The sequence below is a fragment of the Oceanihabitans sp. 2_MG-2023 genome, assembly GCF_030547245.1.
Lineage (GTDB): Bacteria > Bacteroidota > Bacteroidia > Flavobacteriales > Flavobacteriaceae > Oceanihabitans.
This window is the reverse complement of record NZ_JAUOQT010000004.1, coordinates 193,308-214,865: the sequence shown is the minus strand read 5'-3', so window position 1 is coordinate 214,865 and position 21,558 is coordinate 193,308. Positions and strand designations below refer to the sequence as shown.

Sequence of the window (21,558 nt, the reverse complement as noted above, 5' to 3'; positions counted from 1 at the left end):
GTAGCTCTTAAAGTTAATAAAAATATTATCCTAACCAACCTTCTCGATCTAAACTTCTATATTGAATGGCCTCACTAATATGAGAACCATTAATTTTTTCCTGGTTTTCAAGGTCTGCAATCGTTCTTGACACTTTTAAAATTCTGTCGTACGCTCTGGCGGAAAGATTTAAACGTTCCATTGCTGTTTTAAGTAATGCTTTAGAAGCTTCGTCTAAAACACAATGTTTTCGTATTTGTTTGGTGTTCATTTGGGCATTATAATGTACTGTTTCTGATGCTTCAAAACGAATAGTTTGAAGTTCTCTAGCTTTGGTTACACGTTTTCTTATTTCTACAGAAGCTTCACCTTTTTGTTCTTCTGAAAGTTTTTCAAAAGGAACAGGAGTTACTTCAATATGAATATCAATCCTATCTAGTAAAGGTCCTGATACTTTACTTAAATAACGTTGCATTTCTGCTGGAGAAGACGTTACCGGAGCATCTGGATCGTTAAAATAACCACTAGGACTAGGATTCATACTTGCAACTAACATAAAAGACGATGGATAAGTAACCGTAAACTTTGCTCTAGATATGGTTACTTCTCTATCTTCTAATGGTTGCCGCATTACTTCTAAAACTTCCCTTTTAAATTCTGGTAATTCGTCTAAAAATAAAACCCCGTTATGGGATAAGGATATTTCTCCAGGTTGAGGATAACTTCCTCCTCCTACTAGAGCTACATTCGATATCGTATGATGTGGCGAACGAAATGGTCTTTGCGCCATAATACCAGCATTTGCTTTTACTCTACCAACGACACTATGAATTTTTGTGGTTTCTAAGGCTTCATGAATTGTCATTGGAGGCAAAATACTTGGCAAACGTTTTGCTAACATGGTTTTTCCTGCTCCTGGTGGACCAATTAATATGATATTGTGTCCTCCTGCGGCTGCAATTTCCATACAGCGCTTTATAGATTCTTGTCCTTTTACATCACTAAAATCAAACTCTGGGAAATCTAAGTTTTTTTCGAATTCTGCTTTCGTATCTATTATAGTTTGTTCTAAGGCTTCCCCTTTATCAAAATATTGGATTACTTGTTTTATGTTATCTACTCCAAAAACTTGTAAATCGTCTACAATTGCTGCTTCTTTTGCATTTTGACTAGGGAGTATAAAACTTTTATAACCTTCTTCTTTTGCTTTAATTGCTATTGGTAATGCTCCTCGTATTGGCTGTAAACTTCCATCTAAAGATAATTCTCCCATAATGAGAAAGTCTTCTAAATTTTCGGCTTGAATTTGATTAGTAGCTACAAGAATTCCAATAGCCAATGTTAAATCGTAGGCACTTCCCTCCTTTCGTAAATCGGCAGGAGACATATTTATAATTATTTTTTTGCCAGGTATTTTATAGCCATTGTTTTGCAAAGCTGCAGCAATTCTAAAATTACTTTCTTTAATAGCGTTGTCTGGTAAACCAACTAAATGATAGCCAATTCCAGAATCTACATTTACCTCTACGGTTATTGTTGTTGCCTCAACACCAAAGACTGCACTTCCAAAAACTTTTTTAAGCATTATAGATTATTTTCTATAAATGTAATAAAAATGCTTGTAATAAAAAACCCTTCTGATAACAGAAAGGTTTATTTTAATTTAATCGAAATTATAAATTAATTAGAGCCTCTTGCAATGTACAAGTCTCTTTCACATTGCTTAAAGTCTGCTTTCACTTTATCTAAAGCAATTTTATATTCATCGATAGTTGCTTTAGAATCTTTTAATTGATGTAATTGCATTTTTCCTTCTAAAAGTTCGGCGTATACTGTTATAATATTGGTATACATATCGTAACGATATGTAGAATCTTTGGTAGGAATTGTTTTTTGCAAGTCTACTAATTTAGCACTTATTAAATTATTTTGATAGGCCATGTTTGTTCCATTAATTCCTAAAGAATCAATCATATTTCGAATACTTTTCATTTCGTTTGAAAAACCATCTTGAAAAACCATTTCTTTTTCAACAGCTTTCACTTGGTTTTTTAGAATGGCATTTTCTTTATTTGGTACTTTAAAGTTAAAGTATACAGCAAACAAAATAGCAGTAATAGTTACAGCAAAAAGTGCTAAAAATTTTAAAAAAGAAGCGCGTCTGTCTTTACTGTTTTTTGGTTTCATAAATTTATATTTTAGTGTTTTATTAGTCTAATAGAAAGCTTCTTCGGCTTTTAACTTCTACATTATCTACTACTTCTTCTTTTACAAAAATGCTAGAGTCCGATTTTTTTCCTATGTAATCTAATTCATTTAATTTTTTAAATAAGGAAAGCATCAATTTAGAAAAGGAAGACACTTTTAATAAGGCTGCATTAATATCTGTATGTTCATATTTAATTTCTAACATATCTACTAGTACATTTTCAAAAGCGCCTTGATTTAAATCGCACCAATCGGTTAAATAGTTTAATAATTCTTCTTTACCTGTTCCTACATATACATCTAAACTACTTTTTATAACTCTTGCTAAACCAGATAGTTTATTAATCATTACAATTGGTGGTTGGTATTTGTCTTGCATTCTAAATTCTGGAATACTTCGGTTTAAATTTTCAAGTACGCGCTGTGAAATATGTAATACCATATGCGACAGATCGTTTGCTTGTTTTTTTTGATATATTTTTTGAATAATATGCATTGCATAAGATTCGATTAGATTAAAAAAGGTTACAATTTCTTGAAATGTAAATTTTAAATCTGCATGACTTTGAATAGATTTACAAGGCGGAATAAAATTTTCTACTAATGTTGGCACTCCATCTTTAACATCTATTTTCCCTATGGTTATATGATGTAAACCAAGTTCTCTTTTGGAAACTTCGGTACTTGCTAGAATATCTAATTTATATTCTGGTAATACATATGGATGTCTTGGCGGTTCTTCATTTGGATCTGCATCGCCTACTGGAACTCTTTGAAAAGGATTTACTGTAAGCACTATATAAAACGTATTATCTTCTATACCTACATTATATTGTTGTTTTAAAATATAACCAGATTGTTCTAGTAATGGTTTTGTGCTTTCAGAAATATTTATTTGATAACCACCTAATGTAATTGCATGACATTTATTGAGTATGACTTCTATAGTGCTTTGTCCATCAATAGAAATTAATAGATCTATAGAGCTTCCCTGTTCTGAAAAATCTGGTAATAGACCATAACTTATTGGTGTTACTTGTTTTTGCTCTGAGTTTTTAATGGCATAAACCATAGATTCTTCAAAATCAATAAAGTGATCTTTATTAATCTTCATTCCATCTATCCAATTTACTCTATGTTTATCTTGTGTATTCATTATTTCATTAGTTTAAAATAGTCCAAGACCAGATTTTTTATAGTCTATAGTAATTGTTTTTATACAATTAGAGCCTTTGTCTCTAAAGATTTCAAAGTTTTTAATTTTTATTTTTTTGTCTTTAATTTTTTCGCAAAAGACTAAAAATGTAGTGTTTTTGCCATTTACGATTATAGGTTTATTAACATCGCCACAAAAATAATCTACAAATTGATTAGGGCTCATTTTCTCTTTGGAAACAAGAATAAGTTTTTCTTTAAAATCTTCGTGACCAATATATGGTACTAATTTTGGGGTATCGGGTTTATCTTTTATTACTGTAGTTTCAGGTGCTTCTTTTATATCCCAAACTGGTTCTGAAGGTTTTTCAGGTATATCAATAAATGTATTTTCTTCTTCTTCTTTTAATGGTAATACTTCTATTTTTTGCTTAGATATATATTTTAATTCTCCATTAATAATTAATGAAATGGTTTTAAAACCTGGTTCTTTATAAATGTAAGATGCTAATTTAGTTTTTGCATTTGCTTCTGCAGTTTCTCCAAATCGCCACTCCCAACTAGAAGCATTTTCTGTTTGGTCTTCGACTATTAATGTGGTACCAACTTCTATGGTTTTAGGAATTTTAAATACTGGAAACTTTGTAGAATCTAAAAGCTCTTTTTTTTGTAAAATGGTAATGGTTTCCGACTGCTCACAAATGCCATTAACTAGTAACCTAACCTGATATTCTCCAGGTTTATAATAAACATGTAATGGTTTTTGTTGTGTTGAAGTTAATGTGCTATCTCCAAAATTCCAATGCCAATTATTAGCTCCTTCAGTTTGGTCTTCAAATTTAATTAGTGAACCAATGGTATAATTATTTGTAGAGATTTTAAAACTTACATCTTCGCAAGGTGCATATTTTGAATATTTAAATGCAAACATGGATGCGGATAAAAAAAAGACACCAAAGAAAGTATATATTACAGATTTATCTAAATATGTGGATGTATTTTTCATTGTATTATTAATTTTCTAATACTCTTAAAACAAGTATTAATTTACTATTTTTATTTTATATGGAAATATATTCACCGATTTTTTTTCTAAAAAAAGCATCAAACTACTATTGAGTGAATCCCATTCTATTTGTTCAAATTTTATTTTTTTATTTGGATGTAAAAGTATTTCTATACATGGTATTATTCCTTTATTTACTTCCATGCTATTGGTATAACTTTTCTTAATTTCTACTGTTTCAATCTTATCAGTATACAATTCATAACAAAGCGCTTTAACGTCTTCTTTGGTTACAATTCTGTCTCTTGATAATAAAGAACGTCTATAGGAATTAAGGCGTTCTTCCATATTTAAATCATTTTTACCATCAAAAGTTGTAGTTAACAAATAACTTCCTTTTTGCTTTATACCTATTGCTTTATAAACCTCAATTTCATTTCCAGATTTAATATTATTTGCATCTTCTCCATTGGTTGTCCAGTAATCTACTAATAGGTTTTCCTTTTTACTATATGGTTCTAGGGTGATATATTTACTTTCGGTAAATGTATTTTTGGAAGCAATCACTTTTTTCTCTAATAAAGAAATTAACTGATTTAAGTTTTTAATATTGGTATGTAAAAAATCATTATTTAAAAAAGAAAAGGATGCGCTTTCATCTTTAAGCAATTCAATTAAATGTGTTAAATACTCTTTTGCACTACGTTGATCTAGTTTGCCTACATTATTACCTCGTATCGTATAATTTCCTTTTTTTGTATTTATTACATCTTTAAGTTTTGGTGTATATACTTCTCCATTTGTATTTACAATAGATTTAACATCTAAAAAATGATCTTCTGTATTAATAGGTAATATATTAATGTAATTTTTTACTTGATAACTAAAAGAATTTAATTCTCTATTTAAAACAGGAAAAGCATTTAAAGAGCAATATATTTTTTGCAAAATTGTATTATTTATAACTCTAGAGAATTCTATTTTAATCCAAGTGATACTCTTTGGGATTTCTAATTGGTTCGTTGCTATAAAGTCTATTAAATCTTCGGAAACGGAAGTTGTATAGTTTTTTTTATTTTTTATACTTATGAAGTTTTTTTTGTAGAATTGTAATACATGATTGGTGATATTTTGCGTATTACTAGAAACTTCTTTAAAAATGGTATTTAAGTTAATTTCGTTTAGTTTATTACTATTGTAAAAACCTTCTTGTGTTTTTAATTCCTTATTATTTATAGACCATTTTGCTTGGTTTAAATAATGATAAAATAATTCACTATTATCGATATCCTCAATTTCAAAGTAAAACGATATATCTTGTAATGGTAATTCTTTCAAACTACTTTCTATACCTAAATATATTGTAGAAGCTTGCAACTCTTCTTTAGCATTATTTTTTGTTAGTAGGCTTTTTTCTTTTTTTTCATCTATACTAAAACACTTATTACCACAAGCTAAATATTTAACATTTGCATTTATAAGGTTAAAATCTTGAATTGGAGAAAAGAAAATATTTTTTACCGTTTGTGAACCCTTTTTTTCTGTGGTGCGTTTTTTAAAGTAAAATTGATATTCTGGTTTTATGTTTGTTTTTTTATCTAATGTATTAGCATGTAAAATTGCATGTGCTGGTTTAGAACCTATTGCAGTTTCCGGAGTCATTAGCTGTACTAATTTTTCAGTAACTATATTTTGTGATTCGTTTAACTCTGCCTGAATTTTTAAAATTTCTGAAGCACAAGCAGAAATGAGCAAAGATACAACAGGATCAAAAGAGGTTTCAATTTCATTAGCTGCAACTCCCCAAATGGAAGCCGCTTTTTTTACCATTCTATTTTTTATATGTTCGAAAGATTCTGTTTTCATCTCGTAATTTTATTGATATGATAATGGTCCTATATAAAAGTATTCTACATACTTAAAATCTTCGTTTGTTAGTTTTACTTTAGCATTAATTACAAGATCTACTCTTTTTTTTATTCTATTTACCGAATCTGCATTTAAAATTTCTTCTTGTTTAATTTTTACATCTACAGTAATCTTAGTTAACCTTTTTTCATGGGTCTTAATAGAATCTTCAATAGAGCTCTTAATCAAAGATTTTAGAATATTAGAACTCTTTAAGTTATCAAAATCTAATTCCCAAATAGAACTCCCAAAACTTTCTTCAAAGTTACACTCGCCAAAGTGAGTGGTATTAATTAAATGGATATAATGTGCAATAGACTGCTTTAAATCACAGGTAACATGCTCCTTTTTTGTAAAAAAGCTATCTGGTTTAATTGGTAATTTGTAAAAATGTTTATTCATAATATTACAGTAGTAAATATAGGATTTTTATTATACTTAAAACATAAAACCCTGTTTTTCAAATACAAAAACAATATAATTAACGACTTTTTTTTACAAATCATAGATTAAAAATTGTTTAAATACATTTATTTGCTACTTTTATTAATATTATTTTTTAGTATTGGTTAACATTAATTAAAAAAAAACATTAATTATCAAAACATATATTATGAATACTAAATTACTACTTATAATAGCACTTTTGATAAGCTCTATTGGTAATGCTCAAATTTCTTTTAAAGGTATTGTTACAGAAGAAGACACATCGGTTAATGTTACAGATGCGATTGTTGCAATAGAAGGCACAACTATAGCACAACGCACTGATTTAAATGGTGCATTTAACATTTTTAAAGAGATCCCAATTGGAGATCAAGTAGTAACAATTACTAAAGAAGGTTATAATACAAGATATTTACTTATTGAAGTAGAATCAGGCAAAAACATTATCATGGATAATGTAACAATAGTAGTAAACAAAAAAGAAAGAAAAAGAAGGGAAAAAGCAATAAAAGAGCAAAAAAAGAACGCTAAAAAAGCAGAAAAAGAAAAAGAGGATTTGCTTGCCGACTCCAAAAAAGAAAAAGAGAAAAAAGAAAAAGAATTAGAAAAACAAAGAAAAAAACTGCTTAAACAGAAAAAGAAAAACGCTGAAAACATTCCTGTTGTTGAAAACAATACCATACCTAGTAATACAAATGTAACAACCACAGAAATTACTAGTACACAAATAAAATATGGAGCGAAACTAGATGTTACACCAGAAACAATATCGAACACTAAACTATATGACTTTATTGAAGCTTGGGAGGGAACAAAATATATTCTAGGAGGAGAAAATAAAGAAGGAATAGATTGCTCCTCATTTTCACAAAGATTATATAATTCTGTTTATGACGTGCATATAGAAAGAACTGCACAAAAACAATTTGATTCTAAACTAACCGATAAGTTTTTAGGAAAAGAATTTTTACGTGAAGGAGATTTATTGTTTTTTAAAGGTTTTGGAGAAAATAAAAGTACCATTAGTCATGTTGGTATTTATTTACATAACGGCTATTTTGTTCATGCTACCTCGTACTCTAAAGACAATGGGCTATCTGGCGTAAAAATAAGTAACCTAACAAATGCATTTTGGACTAGAATATTTGTAGCTGGAGGAAGAAGACAAAAAAACTAAAACAACTATGAATACAGATGAATTAGAACAAATTTTTGAAGAACTAATATCTGTTTATCAAAACTTAAAAGCCGAAGTAATCGTTGCAGAATTGAATAAAAACACAGCTATTCATAAAGACGACATAATAATAAATAACAAAAGCACATTTAAAAGATCGCATAGAAGGGATATTTTAGATGTAGGTACAATAGACGAAAATAACAAACTACATCTAAATTTAAGTAGAAATGGTTTATACGATCATTTACCTGAAGGCCTTTTTCATACTAAAGACACCTCTAAAGGAACTTTAGGCTATAGCGAATTACGAAAAAATTACAAGCAAGAAGAAAGCAAAGCTAGACACTTCTTCTCTCCTCTAGAAAATGAATTTTTTAACCAAAAATTAAAAATTGAAACTAAAGAGCAAGATTTATTAAATAATTTTCTAAATTTAGATGATGAATTTTTAATAAACTTCTGGAAAGTAGATAGTTCCATACCCAAAAAGTATCTATTAAAACTATTAAAATTATTACCATATAGCTATAAAATAGCTGGAGATATAAAACTAACTAGTCTTTGCTTAGAAAATATTATAAACAAAAAAGTAACTATTAAAAAAGTATTTAATCCAAAAGAGATAAATAATCGTAAATTAAATAATACCGATAATTATTTAGGAACAAATTTTACACTTACTAACACCTATGATTCTATTTTACAACCAGTATATCAAGTTGAAATAGGCCCAATTTTAGAAGATAAAATTGAAGACTATTTAGAGAAAGATGGTTTTTCTAAATTTTTAAATGTGTTTTACGATTACTTTTTTCCTATGGAAGTAGAAATAAAAACATCCTTTAAAGTTAACCTTAAGGATGGTTTTTTATTAAGTAAAGAAAAAGAACCAATAATAGGTTTAACAACACTAATATAATTCTAAAAGAATGAATGCATTAACCAATATAATGAATGGAAACATGTTTAAAGTAAGCTTAGGCTTGTTTTTTATTAGCTCTATTATACTTGGTTTAATGAAAAAGTTAAGAAGCATTTTTACAAAAAATAAAAAAGCAGCAATATTATACTTACTTTTTATTCTAATAACATTTGCACTAACAGCTTTACTAAGCTCTCATTTTGTATTAAACGATACACCTTTAAACAGTTTTATAGGCATTCAACTCGTTTTTTTTGCATTAGGTTTTTTACACTTACATGTAATGGATAAATATTTTCCAGACTTACAAAATGATAAAACAGATTTTTTTAACGAATTCTTATTCTCCATAATTATCTTATGTATTGGTCTTATAGCATACATGAACGTAGTAAATAGATTTAGACCCAATTTTAGTATTATTTTTTTAGGGTCTGGACTTTGTTTTATTATTCCATTTTTATTTAAAAAATTATACGAATTTGCTTTCAACATACCAATTCCTGTATATAAAAAATGGGTGTTTCCTTTAGATAAAAGCATAAAAGACCCAACTAAAAACGAATTAATAAATCCTGCTGTAATAAGTTTTGAGTTTCAGAAAAAACACGAAATTAATGAAATTACAAACTTTAGAATCAAGGCACCAGAAAATATGGAATTTGGAAAACTCTTTTATTTCTTTATTAACGACTATAACGAAAGACATCCAGAAAGCACCATCGAGTATCTTGACCCTAATAATAAGCAACCTCAAGAGTGGGTTTTCTATTTTAAACCCAAAAATTGGTTTGGAAGTGTAAAACACATTAATTATGAAAAAACAGTGATAAACAATAGCATTAATGAAAACGATGTAATTGTTTGTAAAAGAATAAACAAGTAAATAGCTCTCCGCAAATCTAGTAGAAACAATACGATTTCTGCATCCTACAAGTACCAACTAAATACAACTAAAAATAAATAAGTTGATTTATGTTAACCTTTTGCTTTAAAAAATATTAAATAGTAAATAAATTAAGTTAAACCTTTAATTTTTAACTAGTTAATTTGGATAAAAAATTTTTAAACCTTGTGGTATTAAGTAAAATACTGTAACTTTAAATAGTTTAAAACCATTCTTCTTATTAGTTAATTATTAATTAAAATCAATTATTATGTCATTTAAATCAAAACTAAATGTTGGCGGAAACGAGTACAATGTGCTAAACTGTAGCTATGAGTTACACCAAGAAACGGATGCAACAGGTCGTCCTTCATCTATAACAAGAGGAGGAAAAATTAAAATCACAGTAGAATCTACTGCAGACACCTCTTTATCAGACTGGATGTTCAATAATTTTGAACGTAAAGACGGCTCTATTACTTTCTTAAAAAGAGATACAGATGCTAAGGCAAAAGAATTAAAATTCACAGAAGCTTACATGGTAAACTACAGTGAAAAATTTGATCACTCTGGAGAAAACCCTATGGCAGAAACTGTTGTAATCTCGGCTAAAACTATTGGTATAGGAAACGGCGAGCATATTAATGAGTGGACAAAATAAGCCCTCTATAATTATTATACATTCAAAATTCAAGGAGTGTAATTACTACACTCCTTAGGATTATTGTACACTATTATTAAACAAACACAGATTATGTCTTTTTTAGCAAAATTAATTATTGATGAAGAGGAAAACAATGTACTGGAATGCTCTTTCGATTTTACACAAAATATAGGACCCGATGGTCGACCTGTAGAACTACCCAGAGCTGGACTTATACATGTTCTTATAGAATCAACTGGCAACACAGATATCTTAGCATGGATGGTAATGCCACATACCTTTAAAGACGGAGAAATCGTTTTTTACAATAGAGACAGTATGTCAAGTAACAAAACACTCACTTTTTATGATGGGATTTGTGTAAGCTATCACGAAGAATTTAGTGCTGAAGATGCGCTCCCTATGAAAACACGAATAGCTATTTCGGCTCGTGCGGTTGACATCAACGACGTAAGCTATGAAAATAATTGGGAAATCTTTTAATATTAAATTGCTATGGCCATACTTTCAAAAACATCTATTCACATAAATGGTAATAAACTATCCTACTATAATAGTTGTCAGTTACATCAAACCATAGGAGAACACCACAGCATGGAATTGCATTGCTTCTTGAAAACAATTCAGAAATTTTGCGAAGCTAATAATCATGACATTGAAGATATTTTAGGAACTATCATAACCATTGAAACAATATCTTATGAAAAAAAAGATACTTATGGTACACTTAAATTTAAAGGTATTATTACAGGTTTAAACTATAATAAAGGTCTACATGCAAGTAATGGCGACAATGTAGTAATAATGGCTAACAGTCCAACAGTTATAGCTTCAGATGGGCCACATTACATGTCCTATAACAACATGAGTTTTATTGATATTATAAAAGATAATTTTAAAAACTATGATACTTCTAAGCTCAAAATAAACACGGAAAACTCAAACTTAACAGACCCCATAACCTATACCGTACAATATAATGAAAGCTGTTTTGCTTTTGCGCAACGAATGGCTTCTAGAAATGGAGAATGGTTATTTTATAATGGAGAAGAATTAGTTTTTGGCATACCAAAAAACAGTGATGATCTTGAATTAATTCTCGGAAGAGATTTGCACGATTTTAATACTTCACTTACTCCTATACCACAAAATTTCAATTATTTTACAAACGATTATTTAGTTAATGATGTTCACGAAATTGCATCCTCCTCAGTCCAGAGCTCTAAAAAAGGCAATTTTAGTCAAATTAATGAAAACTCAAAAGAAATTTATACAAACCCAACACGTGTTTGGGTTAATATTCCTGATGATGGTAACACCAGAAATCGCATAGACAATTACGTTAAACTACAACAAACAGCCATACAAACAAACCAAATTCAAGTTTCAGGTTCTTCTGACAATCCTGGAGTTTCTATAGGTAATAGTATAAAAATTTCACAAAGCACCTATAGAGTGACTAAGGTTTCCCACTCACTTTCTAATAATGGCTTATATGAAAATTCTTTTGAAGCTACATCTACAAATATTGATGCCTACCCAAAAACTAATATCAATGCTTTTCCTATCGCACAAAGCCAAATGGCTAAAGTTATAGAAAATCACGATCCAGATGGAATGGGCAGAATAAAAGTACAGTTCTCATGGCAACGACAAGATGGACTAACAACACCTTGGATTAGGTGTATTTCACCAAGTGCATCACGAGGTCAAGGCTTCTTTTTTATTCCTGAAATAGAAGATGAAGTTTTAATCGATTTTGAAGGAGGAAATGCAGAAATCCCTTATAGTGTTGGTGGAGTATACAACTCGAACACTGCACCACCTTCAGGAAGTAAAGACCCTGACAACTGTATTAAAATGATTAAGTCTGGCGAATCTATAATTGAAATAAATGGATGTAACGGCAGTATAAAACTGCAAGACAAAGCTGGAAGTATGATTCTTTTAGATGGCGAAGGTAACATTCTAATTAGTGCTGTAGAACAATTTAATATAGACTGTAAAGTTGGCTTTTTTGATGCAAGAGAAACATTAAATGTAGGTTCTCCAGATACAACAATAGCTGGAGATTCTAGTTTATGGCTAACCTCTAATACCGAATTAAAAGCAGATGGAGGAACTGCCACTTTAGAAGCAAAAACTGGCAAAGCAGAACTAAAAGGGATAACTGCAGAAGTAAATGCAACAACCAATGCAAAAGTAAATGGAACAGCTATGACCGAAATAAAAGGAGGTCAAGTAAAACTTAATTAATATGAAAACATTTTTAGAAAAAACAGAAAACCCTATTTACGAAAAACCTTTAAAAAAAGGACATAGTTTGGCTATTCTTGAAAAAGAAGAGAAGGACGTTATTCAAGTTCGTAATGCACAAGGAGTAGCACTTTTTACTATTGAAGTTTCAAATGAAGGAACTAATCTAAATATAGAAGCTGAAAATATAAATATTAAGGCTAGCAAAAAACTCCAGTTATCTGCTGAAAATATTGATATAAAAAGCAAAAAAGAACTTTTCCTTAAAAGTGAAGGCAATTTTAATCAATTTGTAAAGGGTAATAAAACAATTAAAACACAAGGAGAAAATATAGAAACCGCAAAAACACAATATATAAAAGCATACTTAGGAGATGTTAAACTTAAAGCGAACGATGATATTAAACTAAATGGAGAAAGAGTAAAACTTAATTGCGATTAAAAAATAATGGAATTCATTAATAATACATCTTTTCATACTTTAATTCATAGAACAGCACTGGATAATGACTGCATAGCAATGGCTATAATGTGTAGAATAACTTATGATGTTTTAGATGATGAATCTTTAAAAATTAGTAAAGACCAAGAATGGGGTCTTCATCAAACATTTTGGGAAAGCGAATATGGACCAATGGACACAGATGATGTATACGCCAAAGGAGGAATCGATTTAATGGTTTTTGGTAGTGCTAAAGCACTTAATGGATTACCAGTGACAGAGAGTGAAGTTGTTGTAAATATTAATAATAAGCCAATACATAAAATAAAAGTATATGGAAAAAGGACTTGGAAATCATTTCTCGGTAGTTTAAGTATTAGTGCACCCGAACCATTTACCGAAATTCCACTCACTTTACATAATGCCTTTGGAGGAACAGCAAAATGGGATGGTCTAGAAATCCCATATCCAGCAAACCCTTATGGCAAAGGATATTATCATAAAAAAGAAGAAGCCATAGGTAATGTACTACCAAATATTGAACATTATAACAATCGTATTACAAAATGGAATTCTTGGCAAGAACCAGCAGGTATTACTTCCTTTCCTATTATGTCAATAAAAGCAAAAAATAACTTAGTACTAAATGAAGAGAAGTCTAAAATTGAAAAATTGAAATTGAAGTTTTTTAATTCTGCATTTCCTGAATTAATAATAGAAGAGGTAAATATAATGGATACTATAAGTATTGAAGGTGTGACAGAAAGTAATCAATTTGCTTTTAATATTCCTTCAAACAACTTAGAAATAGATATTATTCTTGGAGATAAAAAACTAAAAAGAAAAATGAATATTGATCAAATAGGTGTTATTCCAGATAAGAAAAAGGTATTTATTAGTTATCGTTTTCCATTTAGATATACAATTAACCCTATGGAAATTAGAGAATTTTCATTAAATACAACAGCTTAATTATGCATTGTTCTATACATACAAATATTCACCCAATGCTAGGCGCAGATATCCATTTGGGTACTCCAGGCCCTCCAGTAGTTCCTGTTCCTATGCCACATTTTGTAGCACAACTTTTAGGAGGACTTCAAACTTCTGCTAAAATACAACCAACTATTATGTCACATAATTTCCTAGTGCTAAATAGAGGCTCAGATATAGGTATGGGAATTGGTCATGTAGCTGGTAATATATTATTTCCTATTTTAGTATTAACTAGTGGTTCTGTTTCAGAGTTTGGTGCCTTTTCCGTTTTAAGCGGAGGCCAACCAACTGCTATTGCTCCATTAATTTATGCCGGATTAAACTTAAATTGTTCAGACCCAATTCCAATGAATAGTATTAATACTGTAATTGCTCCTGGAACGAACATGGCTGGTTTTAATTTTTCAGATTATTTAGCTAGTGTACTAAGTTTTGCTGTAGATGTTTTTATCACTGGTGTTGCCAATTTAATTGGTGCAGGATTAGGTAAAGCGGCAATGGGAGGCACCGCTAGATTAGCAGGTCATTTTTCGGTTAGTGCTGGTTTAATGACTAGCGTATTATTTAGTCATTCGTTTAGCGGACAAGTCATTAGTAGTGTTGTAGAGTCTACCATTGGTTTTTTTGTCGGTTCTCCAATTGGACCAGCTGCTAGTGAAAACTCCCCATTAAGTTGGGTAGGAGATCAAGCAGACACACAAATTAATGAGTATATGAATGATTACTATTCACAAGGAGAAAACTTAAACTAATCACCATGAACTCAATCTCGACTTCTATATATTATTATTTGATATTAATTGGTGGTATTGCAATATCGATATATGCCCTTTGGTCATTAATTTCTTTGAATAATTTTAAAAAAAATGCGTCTATAACTAACGGGACTATTATAGATTATAGGTCTAAAGTTAATAATGACCAAGCTGTTTTTGATAAAGGAACAGATTATGCACCTGTTTTTAAATTTATCACAGAAACCGATAAAAAAGAAATAATGGTTCAGTCTACCTCCTATAAATCTGAAAAAAAATATGCAATTGGAAGTACTGTAAAAGTATATTACGATAATAACAATCCGAAAAAAGCATATATTGAAGAAAGCTTTCCCTGGAGGTTTTTATTTATCTTATTAACTACAGGAATAATAGGCTTTTTAATACCTCTTCTTTTAATATTAAAAAAATAATGAAAGAAACTATACAGCTCATTTCTGGAAATAATGTTAGTGGTAAACCTATTTTATCTTTAATAGTAAAAAGAACTTATATTATTCTTAATAATGGAACATGCATATATAATGAAGTTCAAAAACCAATAACAAAGGAGCATACTTTTTATGACGATAATGAAAAGCATATTGATCAAGATATTGATTTATACACTTACAAACCTTTAACTGATGTAATTGTAAAAGGAAAGGCAAGAACGAATAAAAAAACAAATTCATTTCAAGCTTGTGTTGAAATTGCAAGATTGAAGTTAGATATTACAATTTTTGGGAATAGAAATCTTTATAAAGCAAACAACGGAATCCCAACTTTTACAACTCCTGAAAACATACTAGAAGTTCCACTAACATATAATTTTGCTTATGGAGGAAAAGACCTATTGGCTGAAAGACATTTAAAAGAAAGAATTGAAAATGATACTAAATTAAAATATTTAAATGAAGTTACAGATCTTTTAGCTGGAAGCCCCTATAGATACCAAAGAAATCCAGAAGGTAAAGGATATATTACTTCATTAAATGAAGAAGGCTTAGAAAAGGTTGAATTGCCAAATCTAGAGAATCCATATCAATTAGTAACACCTGAAAATATTGTTTGTAAATCTATAGCTCATTGGCAAAAAATGCCTTTACCTGTTGCCACAGATTTTGTACATCCTGGTTGGTTTCCTAGGGTTGCCTATTTTGGTATGTATCCAATTCCTAAAGGATTTGATGAAGATGCTTACGAGATAACTAAGAAGTTAGTGGATGAAGAAATCCTAAAAAGTAGATTTGAAATTAAGAAAGCGCATTTTAATTTTAGAGCATTTAATAGTGCATCTTTAGGCTTACAATCTAGATATTTACATGGTGGAGAATCCTGTAGATTAACAAATATACACCCTAATAAAACAGAATTTGTTTTTAAATTACCCAATGAACAACCTAAAATAAAAATTGATAATAGAAAAGGGAAACTAATTAAAGCAGATGTAAATATGCATAGTGTTATTATTGAACCAGACACCAATAGCTTAAGTATTGTTTGGTGTGGTACAATTAAAGCATTAAGACCGTATATGGAGGAAGAATTAGAAAAAATGCCTTTTGAAGTGAAGTGGAACTAATTATAACTTTAAAATCTAGCTCCATATGCCCATAAATAGGAAGAACCACAATTCCCCATTCCTCGTTTTAAAAAAGGGATTTCTAAACTAATCCTTTCCCTTTTTCTATATGCTTTATGTAATTCTAATATAATTTTATCAGACTCTTTTACAAAACCCGAATAAGAAGTAAAAGATAATTCGCCTTTAACATATTTGTAATTTACACCCAGACTCTGAGTATAATCCGCTATGTTACCTAATCCTTTTTTAATATAGGCTTCTTTGTCTGGAAAAAAATCTTTAAATGGTTCTTTAACAATATCCTTAAATTTTCCATCCAACTCACTTTTTAATAGTTCCTTTGTAGCCGCTCGAGGAGCATCAATAGCTTTAAATGCAATTTTGGTATAGCTGGAATATTGATCTGCATTCAATATACTGTCTACCGACTTCATGAATTTATCTTTTTTGGCTAATTCTCCTTTAAACAAATCAAACTCATTAAGAAGTTTTTTTAATTTTGTTTTATGTTTATTAATTTCATTTGAATTATTACCAAGTTCTATTTTTAAGTAGTAGATTTTATTTTTTATTATACCATCTTTTAAACTAATATATTTTACTAAACCTTTTTCCCATTCATTAATAAAACTGGAATTAAAAATCGCTACTAAATCATCATTATTATCTACAGCAATATTTACGGAGTCCGAATAACTTTTAAAATCGGCTTCTAATGAAGATAGTTTACCATTCAAAGTACGTCCTAAATACTTTTTTGTTAATTTAACAATATCTGTACTACCTTTACTTAATAATAATATTTTCTCTTTATTGTTGCTCATAATCAGCATCCCATTCGGTACCATCATCTCCTTTTTGACCATCCATTTTAATCATGAAATTTTTGGCTGGAAAATAAGGTTTCATATGTATATCTAAAAACACTCTGTCTTTTTGTTTAGGATCTTGTTCAAATCTTTTAATAGAAAAATCTTCAATAAGTTTATCTGGTCCAGTAATACCATCTAAAAACTTAACTATTTGTCCCATTAATTCTTTTCTAGTTTTTGCATTAAAGTTTTCGAAAGCACGACGGTTTAAGAAATCCATCAATACTTTAGTTACATAATCAAATACACGAACTACAGAATACGTTTGTAACCCAAGGTTGTCTCCATTAAATAACGTTTTAGCAGAGAATGCCATTACTTTACCATATTCTTTAACCATTGGTACTAGTCCCATTTTTTCAAGATGCGCAATTTCACTCTTTTTAAGATCGAAACGTACACCATCAATTTCGTTAATACCACCAAACTTTTTACCTGCAGTAACTTGAGACATTAAAGTTTGGTATATTTTTCCTGCCAAAGCACCTGCTGGTGGAACAAATAAATCGTCTTCCTCTCCTACTTCATCTACTTTACCTCTACCTACTAACCAGTTACAAGCCATAATTACGTTCGACTTATATTTATCGCCACTAGTTAAATTAGCAGCTTCAAACATTTCCATAACATCATCTGGTTCATCTAAATGTTCAAAATCTGTAACTAACATTGCTTTATTTTCGTGTGCTATTTTAGCCCACTTTTCAACAACTTTATTAGATCCTAAATAACCAGGAATAACTAATAGTCCGTAATTTTCTCTCAGATCTAAACGATCATAAGTAGATTTTAATTCTTCAGCTACAGCATCTATAAATCTAGTATTATCTAAATCTTTAACTTGCTCTAGTTCTGCATTCATTATCGATATGTTTTTTAACTTATCGGATTCTGTATTTTTATAAAATAAAGCCATAGATCTATACGATCGTTCTAAATCGTTGGTAGCTTCTAAAGCTTTATGTAAATTTTTCTTTAAAGAGCCATTAGCTGTTTGCGATTTTGTTTCTGAAGCTTCTACCATTTCTGAAATATTATCGGATTCGGATAAAACTGAAGACCAAATTTCTAATACTTTTTTAAGCTGTTCTCTATCGTCTTTTTTTGCTTGCTCTGTAAGAAATATTCTTTTTCTAGCTTTGCGTTCTGGATTCATATTTTGAACACCTTCTATACAAGATTCTAACAGATCAAAACCTCCATATTTGGCAAGTTGTTCACTTTTTTCTTTTAAATGTTGTGCTGGATTTTCTACTGGAGAAAATTGTTGTTGTGCTTTTGCCATAATTATTTGCTTTCTTCAATTTCTGTTAGTAATGCTCTCATAGCTTCTAATAAAGATGCTTTTGCTTCGGGATTTTCTAAAGCTGCTTTTAAAATTTTATTTGTTTTTAATTGCTTTGCTATTTTTATATACTGATCTTTTTCTGTGTGTAGATCTTTTAAAAAGGAACTTTGTTTTGTAATGCCTTTGTCTCCAAAGTCACCTAAATTTTTAAAATTTAAATTTTCTTTTCTTCCAACACCATCGGTATCTTCAAACTCTACTTCTACTTCAGGATTGTAATGTTCAAAAACTTCTTCAATAGTTTTTAATCCAGTCACAACTTCTGGTTTTATGGGTTGATCTTGTGTTAGTTTTTCAACAAAAAGTGTTCTGTTTTGAGGTATTTCTTGTATGGCTTCATTAGCATCTGTTTTTACTTCTGTACCACCAATTCCGTAAGTATCCATATTGTTTTTGTTTGGTTAATTCTTTGATTATGATAAATATAAGCAATTTATTAGTTACTATCAACTTATTTATATTGCCACTTTAATTCTTTTTTAGCATCGATATCTAGTGAAACTTTTGCTCCTTTTGTAATATCTCCAGATATAATCATTTTGGATAATGGAGAACGTAAATCTGTTCTAATGACACCTCGTAAAGGTCTTGCTCCATATTTTGGAGTGAAGCCTTTTTCGGCAAGATGTGTCATTGCTTTTTCAGATATATCTAAAGTAATTTCTTGTTTCTCTAAAGCTTTAAGTAATCCTTTTAATTGAATTTTAAAGATTTTCACTACATTTTCCTTCGTTATTGGTGAAAATGGAATGATTTCAGTTAATCTTCCTAAAAACTCTGGTCTAAAATAACTTCCCATTATTTCAAGTAAATCGTTCGATTTTGGAATGATTCCTTGATCAAAAGAGTCTACAATATGTTGACTACCAATATTGGAAGTAAATAAAATTACTGCATTCGAAAAATCACCAACTTTACCTAGTCTATCGCTTAATTTTCCTTCATCTAATATTTGTAAAAATATATCGAAAACCGAAGGGTGTGCTTTTTCTATTTCATCAAAAAGGACAATAGAATATGGTTTTTGTCTAATTTTATTTACCAATAATCCACCCTCTTCATAGCCTACATATCCTGGAGGTGCTCCATATAATAATGCTGCAGAATGTTCTTCTTTAAACTCAGACATATCAAAACGAAGTATTGCATTTTCATCTTGAAATAAAAATTCTGCTAACGATTTTGCTAGTTCTGTTTTTCCAGTTCCTGTAGGACCAGAAAAGAAGAAAGATCCTACTGGTAATCCTGGTTTACTTAAACCTGAACGTGATTCTAAAACCGCAGATGTTATTACACTAATGGCGTGATCTTGACCTATTACTCTTCGTTGTAAGACTTCTTCCATATTAAGCAGTCTTTCTTTTTCATCTGCTTGTAGTTTCCCAGTTGGAATTCCTGTTTTATTTGCTATAGTAGAAGCAACATCGTTTTTATTAATTGCAACTTTTTCTATAGAAGCGATTTCTAATAATTGCTTTAAAATATCGCCTAAAGCTTTAAAGCCTTGTTTTGGCGTTTTCACTTTTTCAAAATGATTTTCATCTCCTAACTCATCAAAAAGTAAATAACTTAATCTGTTTTTCATTAAAGCATATTCCCAGATTTGTTCTTTTAAAATGGCTTCATCTTTTAATTCTTTATTCTCTTTTAGTAGATCTAAATGTTCTTGAATACTATTAATTTCGTCTACAGATGTTTCAATCATATATTTTGCTGCAGACATCGTTCTATCTATTAAATCGATTGCAGAATCTGGTAAACTTCGTTCTTTATTATAACGTTTTGCCAACCGAATAGCCTCTTGTATAGTTTCTGAATCTATCTCTAAATCGTGATGTTCTGTATAATAAGACACCGTATTTTTAATCATTCTATAGGCTTCATCTTCATTTGGCTCTACCAATCTTACCGTTTCAAATTGACGGGCTAATCCTTCATCTACTTCAATATGCTTTCTAAATGCATCATTAGTTGCAGTACCAATTACAGTGAGTTCCCCTTTGGCTAATTCCGATTTTAATAAATTCGCCAAACCTTGATTACCTTGGTTTTTATCGGTTAGATTATTTATTTCATCTACTAATAAAATGGCTTTTGGGAATTGCTTTATTTCTTCTATAACTTTTTTTAATCGGTCTTCAATTTCACCTTTATAACCTGCTCCAGAAACTAAATTAATAAAATCTAGTTCAAAAATTCTTGCACTTTTTAAATGCTCTGGTACATTATTATTTACTGCTGCATACGCCAAACCATTAAATAAAACTGTTTTACCAACTCCTGGGTCTCCTAAAATAAGTACGTTTGGTTTCGAGCGTCTTCCTAAGATTTCTGCAATCATTTTAATTTCAGATTCCCGTCCAGAAATAGTATCTAATTCATCATTACTAGCTTTTTGAGTTTTATCAATACAATACTGTGAAAGTGTTCCTGTACCAATAGAATTATTTGTATTGGAAGTTGTTCCTTTTCCTGTTGCAGTATTAGATGTACTTTCTTTAACGCCCAAGTTATCTATGATTTCATTTGGTGTTAATGAGAAGGATTTTAATTGCTCGAAAGTAAATCCAACTCCTGGAGTACACAATGCGATAAGTACACAATGCACTGTAACTTCTTCTAAACCTAATTTTAATTTAATATTATCTGCTTCATACAAAACCGACTCTACAGAGTTGTCACCAGAAGGATTTTCTGGGATTTTGGTAGTTTTGGGTAAAGACTCTAGACGTACTTCTGCCCATTCTTCTACATAATAACCATCTTGACCAATACTTTCTAAATATGTAATCAAACCAATATTTTTATGCATTAATGCTTTTAGCAAATGAGCAGATGAATATTGTTTATGCGAATATTCTTTTGCAACGGCTTGTGCAATATGAATTGCTTCTTTTAGCATATTTGAGAAAACGTAATCTGACATAGTATATAAGTTTGTTAGTC

Annotated in this window: 21 protein-coding genes; 11 read left to right on the top strand and 10 right to left on the bottom strand. The window is 29.8% G+C overall.

Annotated features, from left to right (window positions below; all coding sequences use genetic code 11):
- Positions 1-25 precede the first annotated feature (25 nt).
- From Q4512_RS10420 to Q4512_RS10395, 6 genes are all read right to left on the bottom strand, one after another.
- A complete protein-coding gene (locus tag Q4512_RS10420; protein WP_303424220.1) occupies positions 26-1,564 on the bottom strand; it encodes a YifB family Mg chelatase-like AAA ATPase in 1,539 nt (512 codons plus the stop codon).
- 95 nt (positions 1,565-1,659) lie between these two features.
- On the bottom strand, positions 1,660-2,166 hold the full coding sequence (locus Q4512_RS10415; protein ID WP_303424219.1) for a type VI secretion system transmembrane protein TssO: 507 nt from the start codon (positions 2,164-2,166) through the stop codon (positions 1,660-1,662).
- 22 nt (positions 2,167-2,188) lie between these two features.
- The gene (locus Q4512_RS10410; protein WP_303424218.1) at positions 2,189-3,343 is read right to left on the bottom strand and encodes a hypothetical protein; all 1,155 of its coding nucleotides are present in this window, start codon (positions 3,341-3,343) and stop codon (positions 2,189-2,191) included.
- 12 nt (positions 3,344-3,355) lie between these two features.
- Positions 3,356-4,348, bottom strand: a complete 993-nt coding sequence (locus Q4512_RS10405; RefSeq protein WP_303424217.1) for a PKD domain-containing protein — start codon at positions 4,346-4,348, stop codon at positions 3,356-3,358.
- Between the two features lie 36 nt (positions 4,349-4,384).
- The gene (locus Q4512_RS10400) at positions 4,385-6,214 is read right to left on the bottom strand and encodes a type VI secretion system baseplate subunit TssF (RefSeq protein WP_303424216.1); all 1,830 of its coding nucleotides are present in this window, start codon (positions 6,212-6,214) and stop codon (positions 4,385-4,387) included.
- A gap of 9 nt (positions 6,215-6,223) precedes the next feature.
- The gene (locus Q4512_RS10395; protein WP_303424215.1) at positions 6,224-6,658 is read right to left on the bottom strand and encodes a GPW/gp25 family protein; all 435 of its coding nucleotides are present in this window, start codon (positions 6,656-6,658) and stop codon (positions 6,224-6,226) included.
- 211 nt (positions 6,659-6,869) lie between these two features.
- Here Q4512_RS10395 and Q4512_RS10390 point away from each other — a divergent pair, with 211 nt between their 5' ends.
- The 11 genes from Q4512_RS10390 to Q4512_RS10340 all read left to right on the top strand — a co-directional run bounded on the left by Q4512_RS10390 (position 6,870) and on the right by Q4512_RS10340 (position 16,389).
- Positions 6,870-7,880 (top strand): C40 family peptidase, encoded by a 1,011-nt coding sequence (locus tag Q4512_RS10390; protein ID WP_303424214.1) that lies wholly within the window; start codon positions 6,870-6,872, stop codon positions 7,878-7,880.
- A 7-nt stretch (positions 7,881-7,887) separates the two neighbouring features.
- Positions 7,888-8,802: a hypothetical protein gene (locus Q4512_RS10385; RefSeq protein WP_303424213.1), complete on the top strand. Its 915-nt coding sequence runs from the start codon at positions 7,888-7,890 to the stop codon at positions 8,800-8,802.
- Between the two features lie 10 nt (positions 8,803-8,812).
- Complete coding sequence (locus tag Q4512_RS10380) at positions 8,813-9,691, top strand: TssN family type VI secretion system protein (protein WP_303424212.1); 879 nt, start codon at positions 8,813-8,815, stop codon at positions 9,689-9,691.
- A gap of 271 nt (positions 9,692-9,962) precedes the next feature.
- A complete protein-coding gene (tssD, locus tag Q4512_RS10375) occupies positions 9,963-10,352 on the top strand; it encodes a type VI secretion system tube protein TssD (protein ID WP_303424211.1) in 390 nt (129 codons plus the stop codon).
- Positions 10,353-10,415: 63 nt separating this feature from the next.
- Positions 10,416-10,838 carry a type VI secretion system tube protein TssD gene (tssD, locus tag Q4512_RS10370; protein ID WP_303424210.1) on the top strand — a complete coding sequence of 141 codons (423 nt, stop codon included), beginning with the start codon at positions 10,416-10,418 and terminating at the stop codon, positions 10,836-10,838.
- Positions 10,839-10,850: 12 nt separating this feature from the next.
- On the top strand, positions 10,851-12,611 hold the full coding sequence (locus Q4512_RS10365) for a type VI secretion system Vgr family protein (protein ID WP_303424209.1): 1,761 nt from the start codon (positions 10,851-10,853) through the stop codon (positions 12,609-12,611).
- Position 12,612: 1 nt separating this feature from the next.
- Positions 12,613-13,053, top strand: coding sequence for a hypothetical protein (locus Q4512_RS10360; RefSeq protein WP_303424208.1), 441 nt, complete (start codon positions 12,613-12,615; stop codon positions 13,051-13,053).
- Positions 13,054-13,059: 6 nt separating this feature from the next.
- Complete coding sequence (locus Q4512_RS10355) at positions 13,060-14,025, top strand: DUF2169 domain-containing protein (protein ID WP_303424207.1); 966 nt, start codon at positions 13,060-13,062, stop codon at positions 14,023-14,025.
- A 2-nt stretch (positions 14,026-14,027) separates the two neighbouring features.
- Entirely contained in the window at positions 14,028-14,801 is a 774-nt protein-coding gene (locus Q4512_RS10350) for a hypothetical protein (protein ID WP_303424206.1), read from the top strand.
- A gap of 5 nt (positions 14,802-14,806) precedes the next feature.
- A complete protein-coding gene (locus Q4512_RS10345; RefSeq protein ID WP_303424205.1) occupies positions 14,807-15,238 on the top strand; it encodes a DUF3592 domain-containing protein in 432 nt (143 codons plus the stop codon).
- A complete protein-coding gene (locus tag Q4512_RS10340) occupies positions 15,238-16,389 on the top strand; it encodes a DUF2169 domain-containing protein (RefSeq protein ID WP_303424204.1) in 1,152 nt (383 codons plus the stop codon). Before Q4512_RS10345 ends, Q4512_RS10340 begins: the two co-directional genes overlap by 1 nt.
- An 8-nt stretch (positions 16,390-16,397) precedes the next feature.
- Here the strand turns inward: Q4512_RS10340 and Q4512_RS10335 are convergent, their stop codons facing one another.
- The 4 genes from Q4512_RS10335 to Q4512_RS10320 all read right to left on the bottom strand — a co-directional run bounded on the left by Q4512_RS10335 (position 16,398) and on the right by Q4512_RS10320 (position 21,538).
- The gene (locus Q4512_RS10335; RefSeq protein ID WP_303424203.1) at positions 16,398-17,216 is read right to left on the bottom strand and encodes a hypothetical protein; all 819 of its coding nucleotides are present in this window, start codon (positions 17,214-17,216) and stop codon (positions 16,398-16,400) included.
- Positions 17,203-18,549 (bottom strand): DUF5458 family protein, encoded by a 1,347-nt coding sequence (locus Q4512_RS10330; RefSeq protein WP_303424202.1) that lies wholly within the window; start codon positions 18,547-18,549, stop codon positions 17,203-17,205. The genes Q4512_RS10335 and Q4512_RS10330 overlap by 14 nt, the downstream gene beginning before the upstream one ends.
- A gap of 2 nt (positions 18,550-18,551) precedes the next feature.
- Positions 18,552-18,998, bottom strand: a complete 447-nt coding sequence (locus tag Q4512_RS10325) for a hypothetical protein (RefSeq protein ID WP_303424201.1) — start codon at positions 18,996-18,998, stop codon at positions 18,552-18,554.
- Between the two features lie 65 nt (positions 18,999-19,063).
- On the bottom strand, positions 19,064-21,538 hold the full coding sequence (locus Q4512_RS10320) for an ATP-dependent Clp protease ATP-binding subunit (protein ID WP_303424200.1): 2,475 nt from the start codon (positions 21,536-21,538) through the stop codon (positions 19,064-19,066).
- Positions 21,539-21,558: the final 20 nt, after the last annotated feature.

Excerpts from the sequence above, each read along its gene's own strand:
- Q4512_RS10340 (WP_303424204.1), top strand. The coding sequence starts at position 15,238 with ATGAAAGAAACTATACAGCTCATTTCTGGAAATAATGTTAGTGGTAAA.
- Q4512_RS10330 (WP_303424202.1), bottom strand. The coding sequence starts at position 18,549 with ATGGCAAAAGCACAACAACAATTTTCTCCAGTAGAAAATCCAGCACAA.
- Q4512_RS10365 (WP_303424209.1), top strand. The coding sequence starts at position 10,851 with ATGGCCATACTTTCAAAAACATCTATTCACATAAATGGTAATAAACTA.
- Q4512_RS10395 (WP_303424215.1), bottom strand. The coding sequence starts at position 6,658 with ATGAATAAACATTTTTACAAATTACCAATTAAACCAGATAGCTTTTTT.
- Q4512_RS10400 (WP_303424216.1), bottom strand. The coding sequence starts at position 6,214 with ATGAAAACAGAATCTTTCGAACATATAAAAAATAGAATGGTAAAAAAA.
- Q4512_RS10335 (WP_303424203.1), bottom strand. The coding sequence starts at position 17,216 with ATGAGCAACAATAAAGAGAAAATATTATTATTAAGTAAAGGTAGTACA.
- Q4512_RS10410 (WP_303424218.1), bottom strand. The coding sequence starts at position 3,343 with ATGAATACACAAGATAAACATAGAGTAAATTGGATAGATGGAATGAAG.
- Q4512_RS10405 (WP_303424217.1), bottom strand. The coding sequence starts at position 4,348 with ATGAAAAATACATCCACATATTTAGATAAATCTGTAATATATACTTTC.
- Q4512_RS10320 (WP_303424200.1), bottom strand. The coding sequence starts at position 21,538 with ATGTCAGATTACGTTTTCTCAAATATGCTAAAAGAAGCAATTCATATT.
- Q4512_RS10380 (WP_303424212.1), top strand. The coding sequence starts at position 8,813 with ATGAATGCATTAACCAATATAATGAATGGAAACATGTTTAAAGTAAGC.
- tssD (WP_303424211.1), top strand. The coding sequence starts at position 9,963 with ATGTCATTTAAATCAAAACTAAATGTTGGCGGAAACGAGTACAATGTG.
- Q4512_RS10350 (WP_303424206.1), top strand. The coding sequence starts at position 14,028 with ATGCATTGTTCTATACATACAAATATTCACCCAATGCTAGGCGCAGAT.
- Q4512_RS10385 (WP_303424213.1), top strand. The coding sequence starts at position 7,888 with ATGAATACAGATGAATTAGAACAAATTTTTGAAGAACTAATATCTGTT.
- Q4512_RS10360 (WP_303424208.1), top strand. The coding sequence starts at position 12,613 with ATGAAAACATTTTTAGAAAAAACAGAAAACCCTATTTACGAAAAACCT.
- Q4512_RS10345 (WP_303424205.1), top strand. The coding sequence starts at position 14,807 with ATGAACTCAATCTCGACTTCTATATATTATTATTTGATATTAATTGGT.
- Q4512_RS10415 (WP_303424219.1), bottom strand. The coding sequence starts at position 2,166 with ATGAAACCAAAAAACAGTAAAGACAGACGCGCTTCTTTTTTAAAATTT.
- Q4512_RS10325 (WP_303424201.1), bottom strand. The coding sequence starts at position 18,998 with ATGGATACTTACGGAATTGGTGGTACAGAAGTAAAAACAGATGCTAAT.
- Q4512_RS10420 (WP_303424220.1), bottom strand. The coding sequence starts at position 1,564 with ATGCTTAAAAAAGTTTTTGGAAGTGCAGTCTTTGGTGTTGAGGCAACA.
- Q4512_RS10390 (WP_303424214.1), top strand. The coding sequence starts at position 6,870 with ATGAATACTAAATTACTACTTATAATAGCACTTTTGATAAGCTCTATT.
- Q4512_RS10355 (WP_303424207.1), top strand. The coding sequence starts at position 13,060 with ATGGAATTCATTAATAATACATCTTTTCATACTTTAATTCATAGAACA.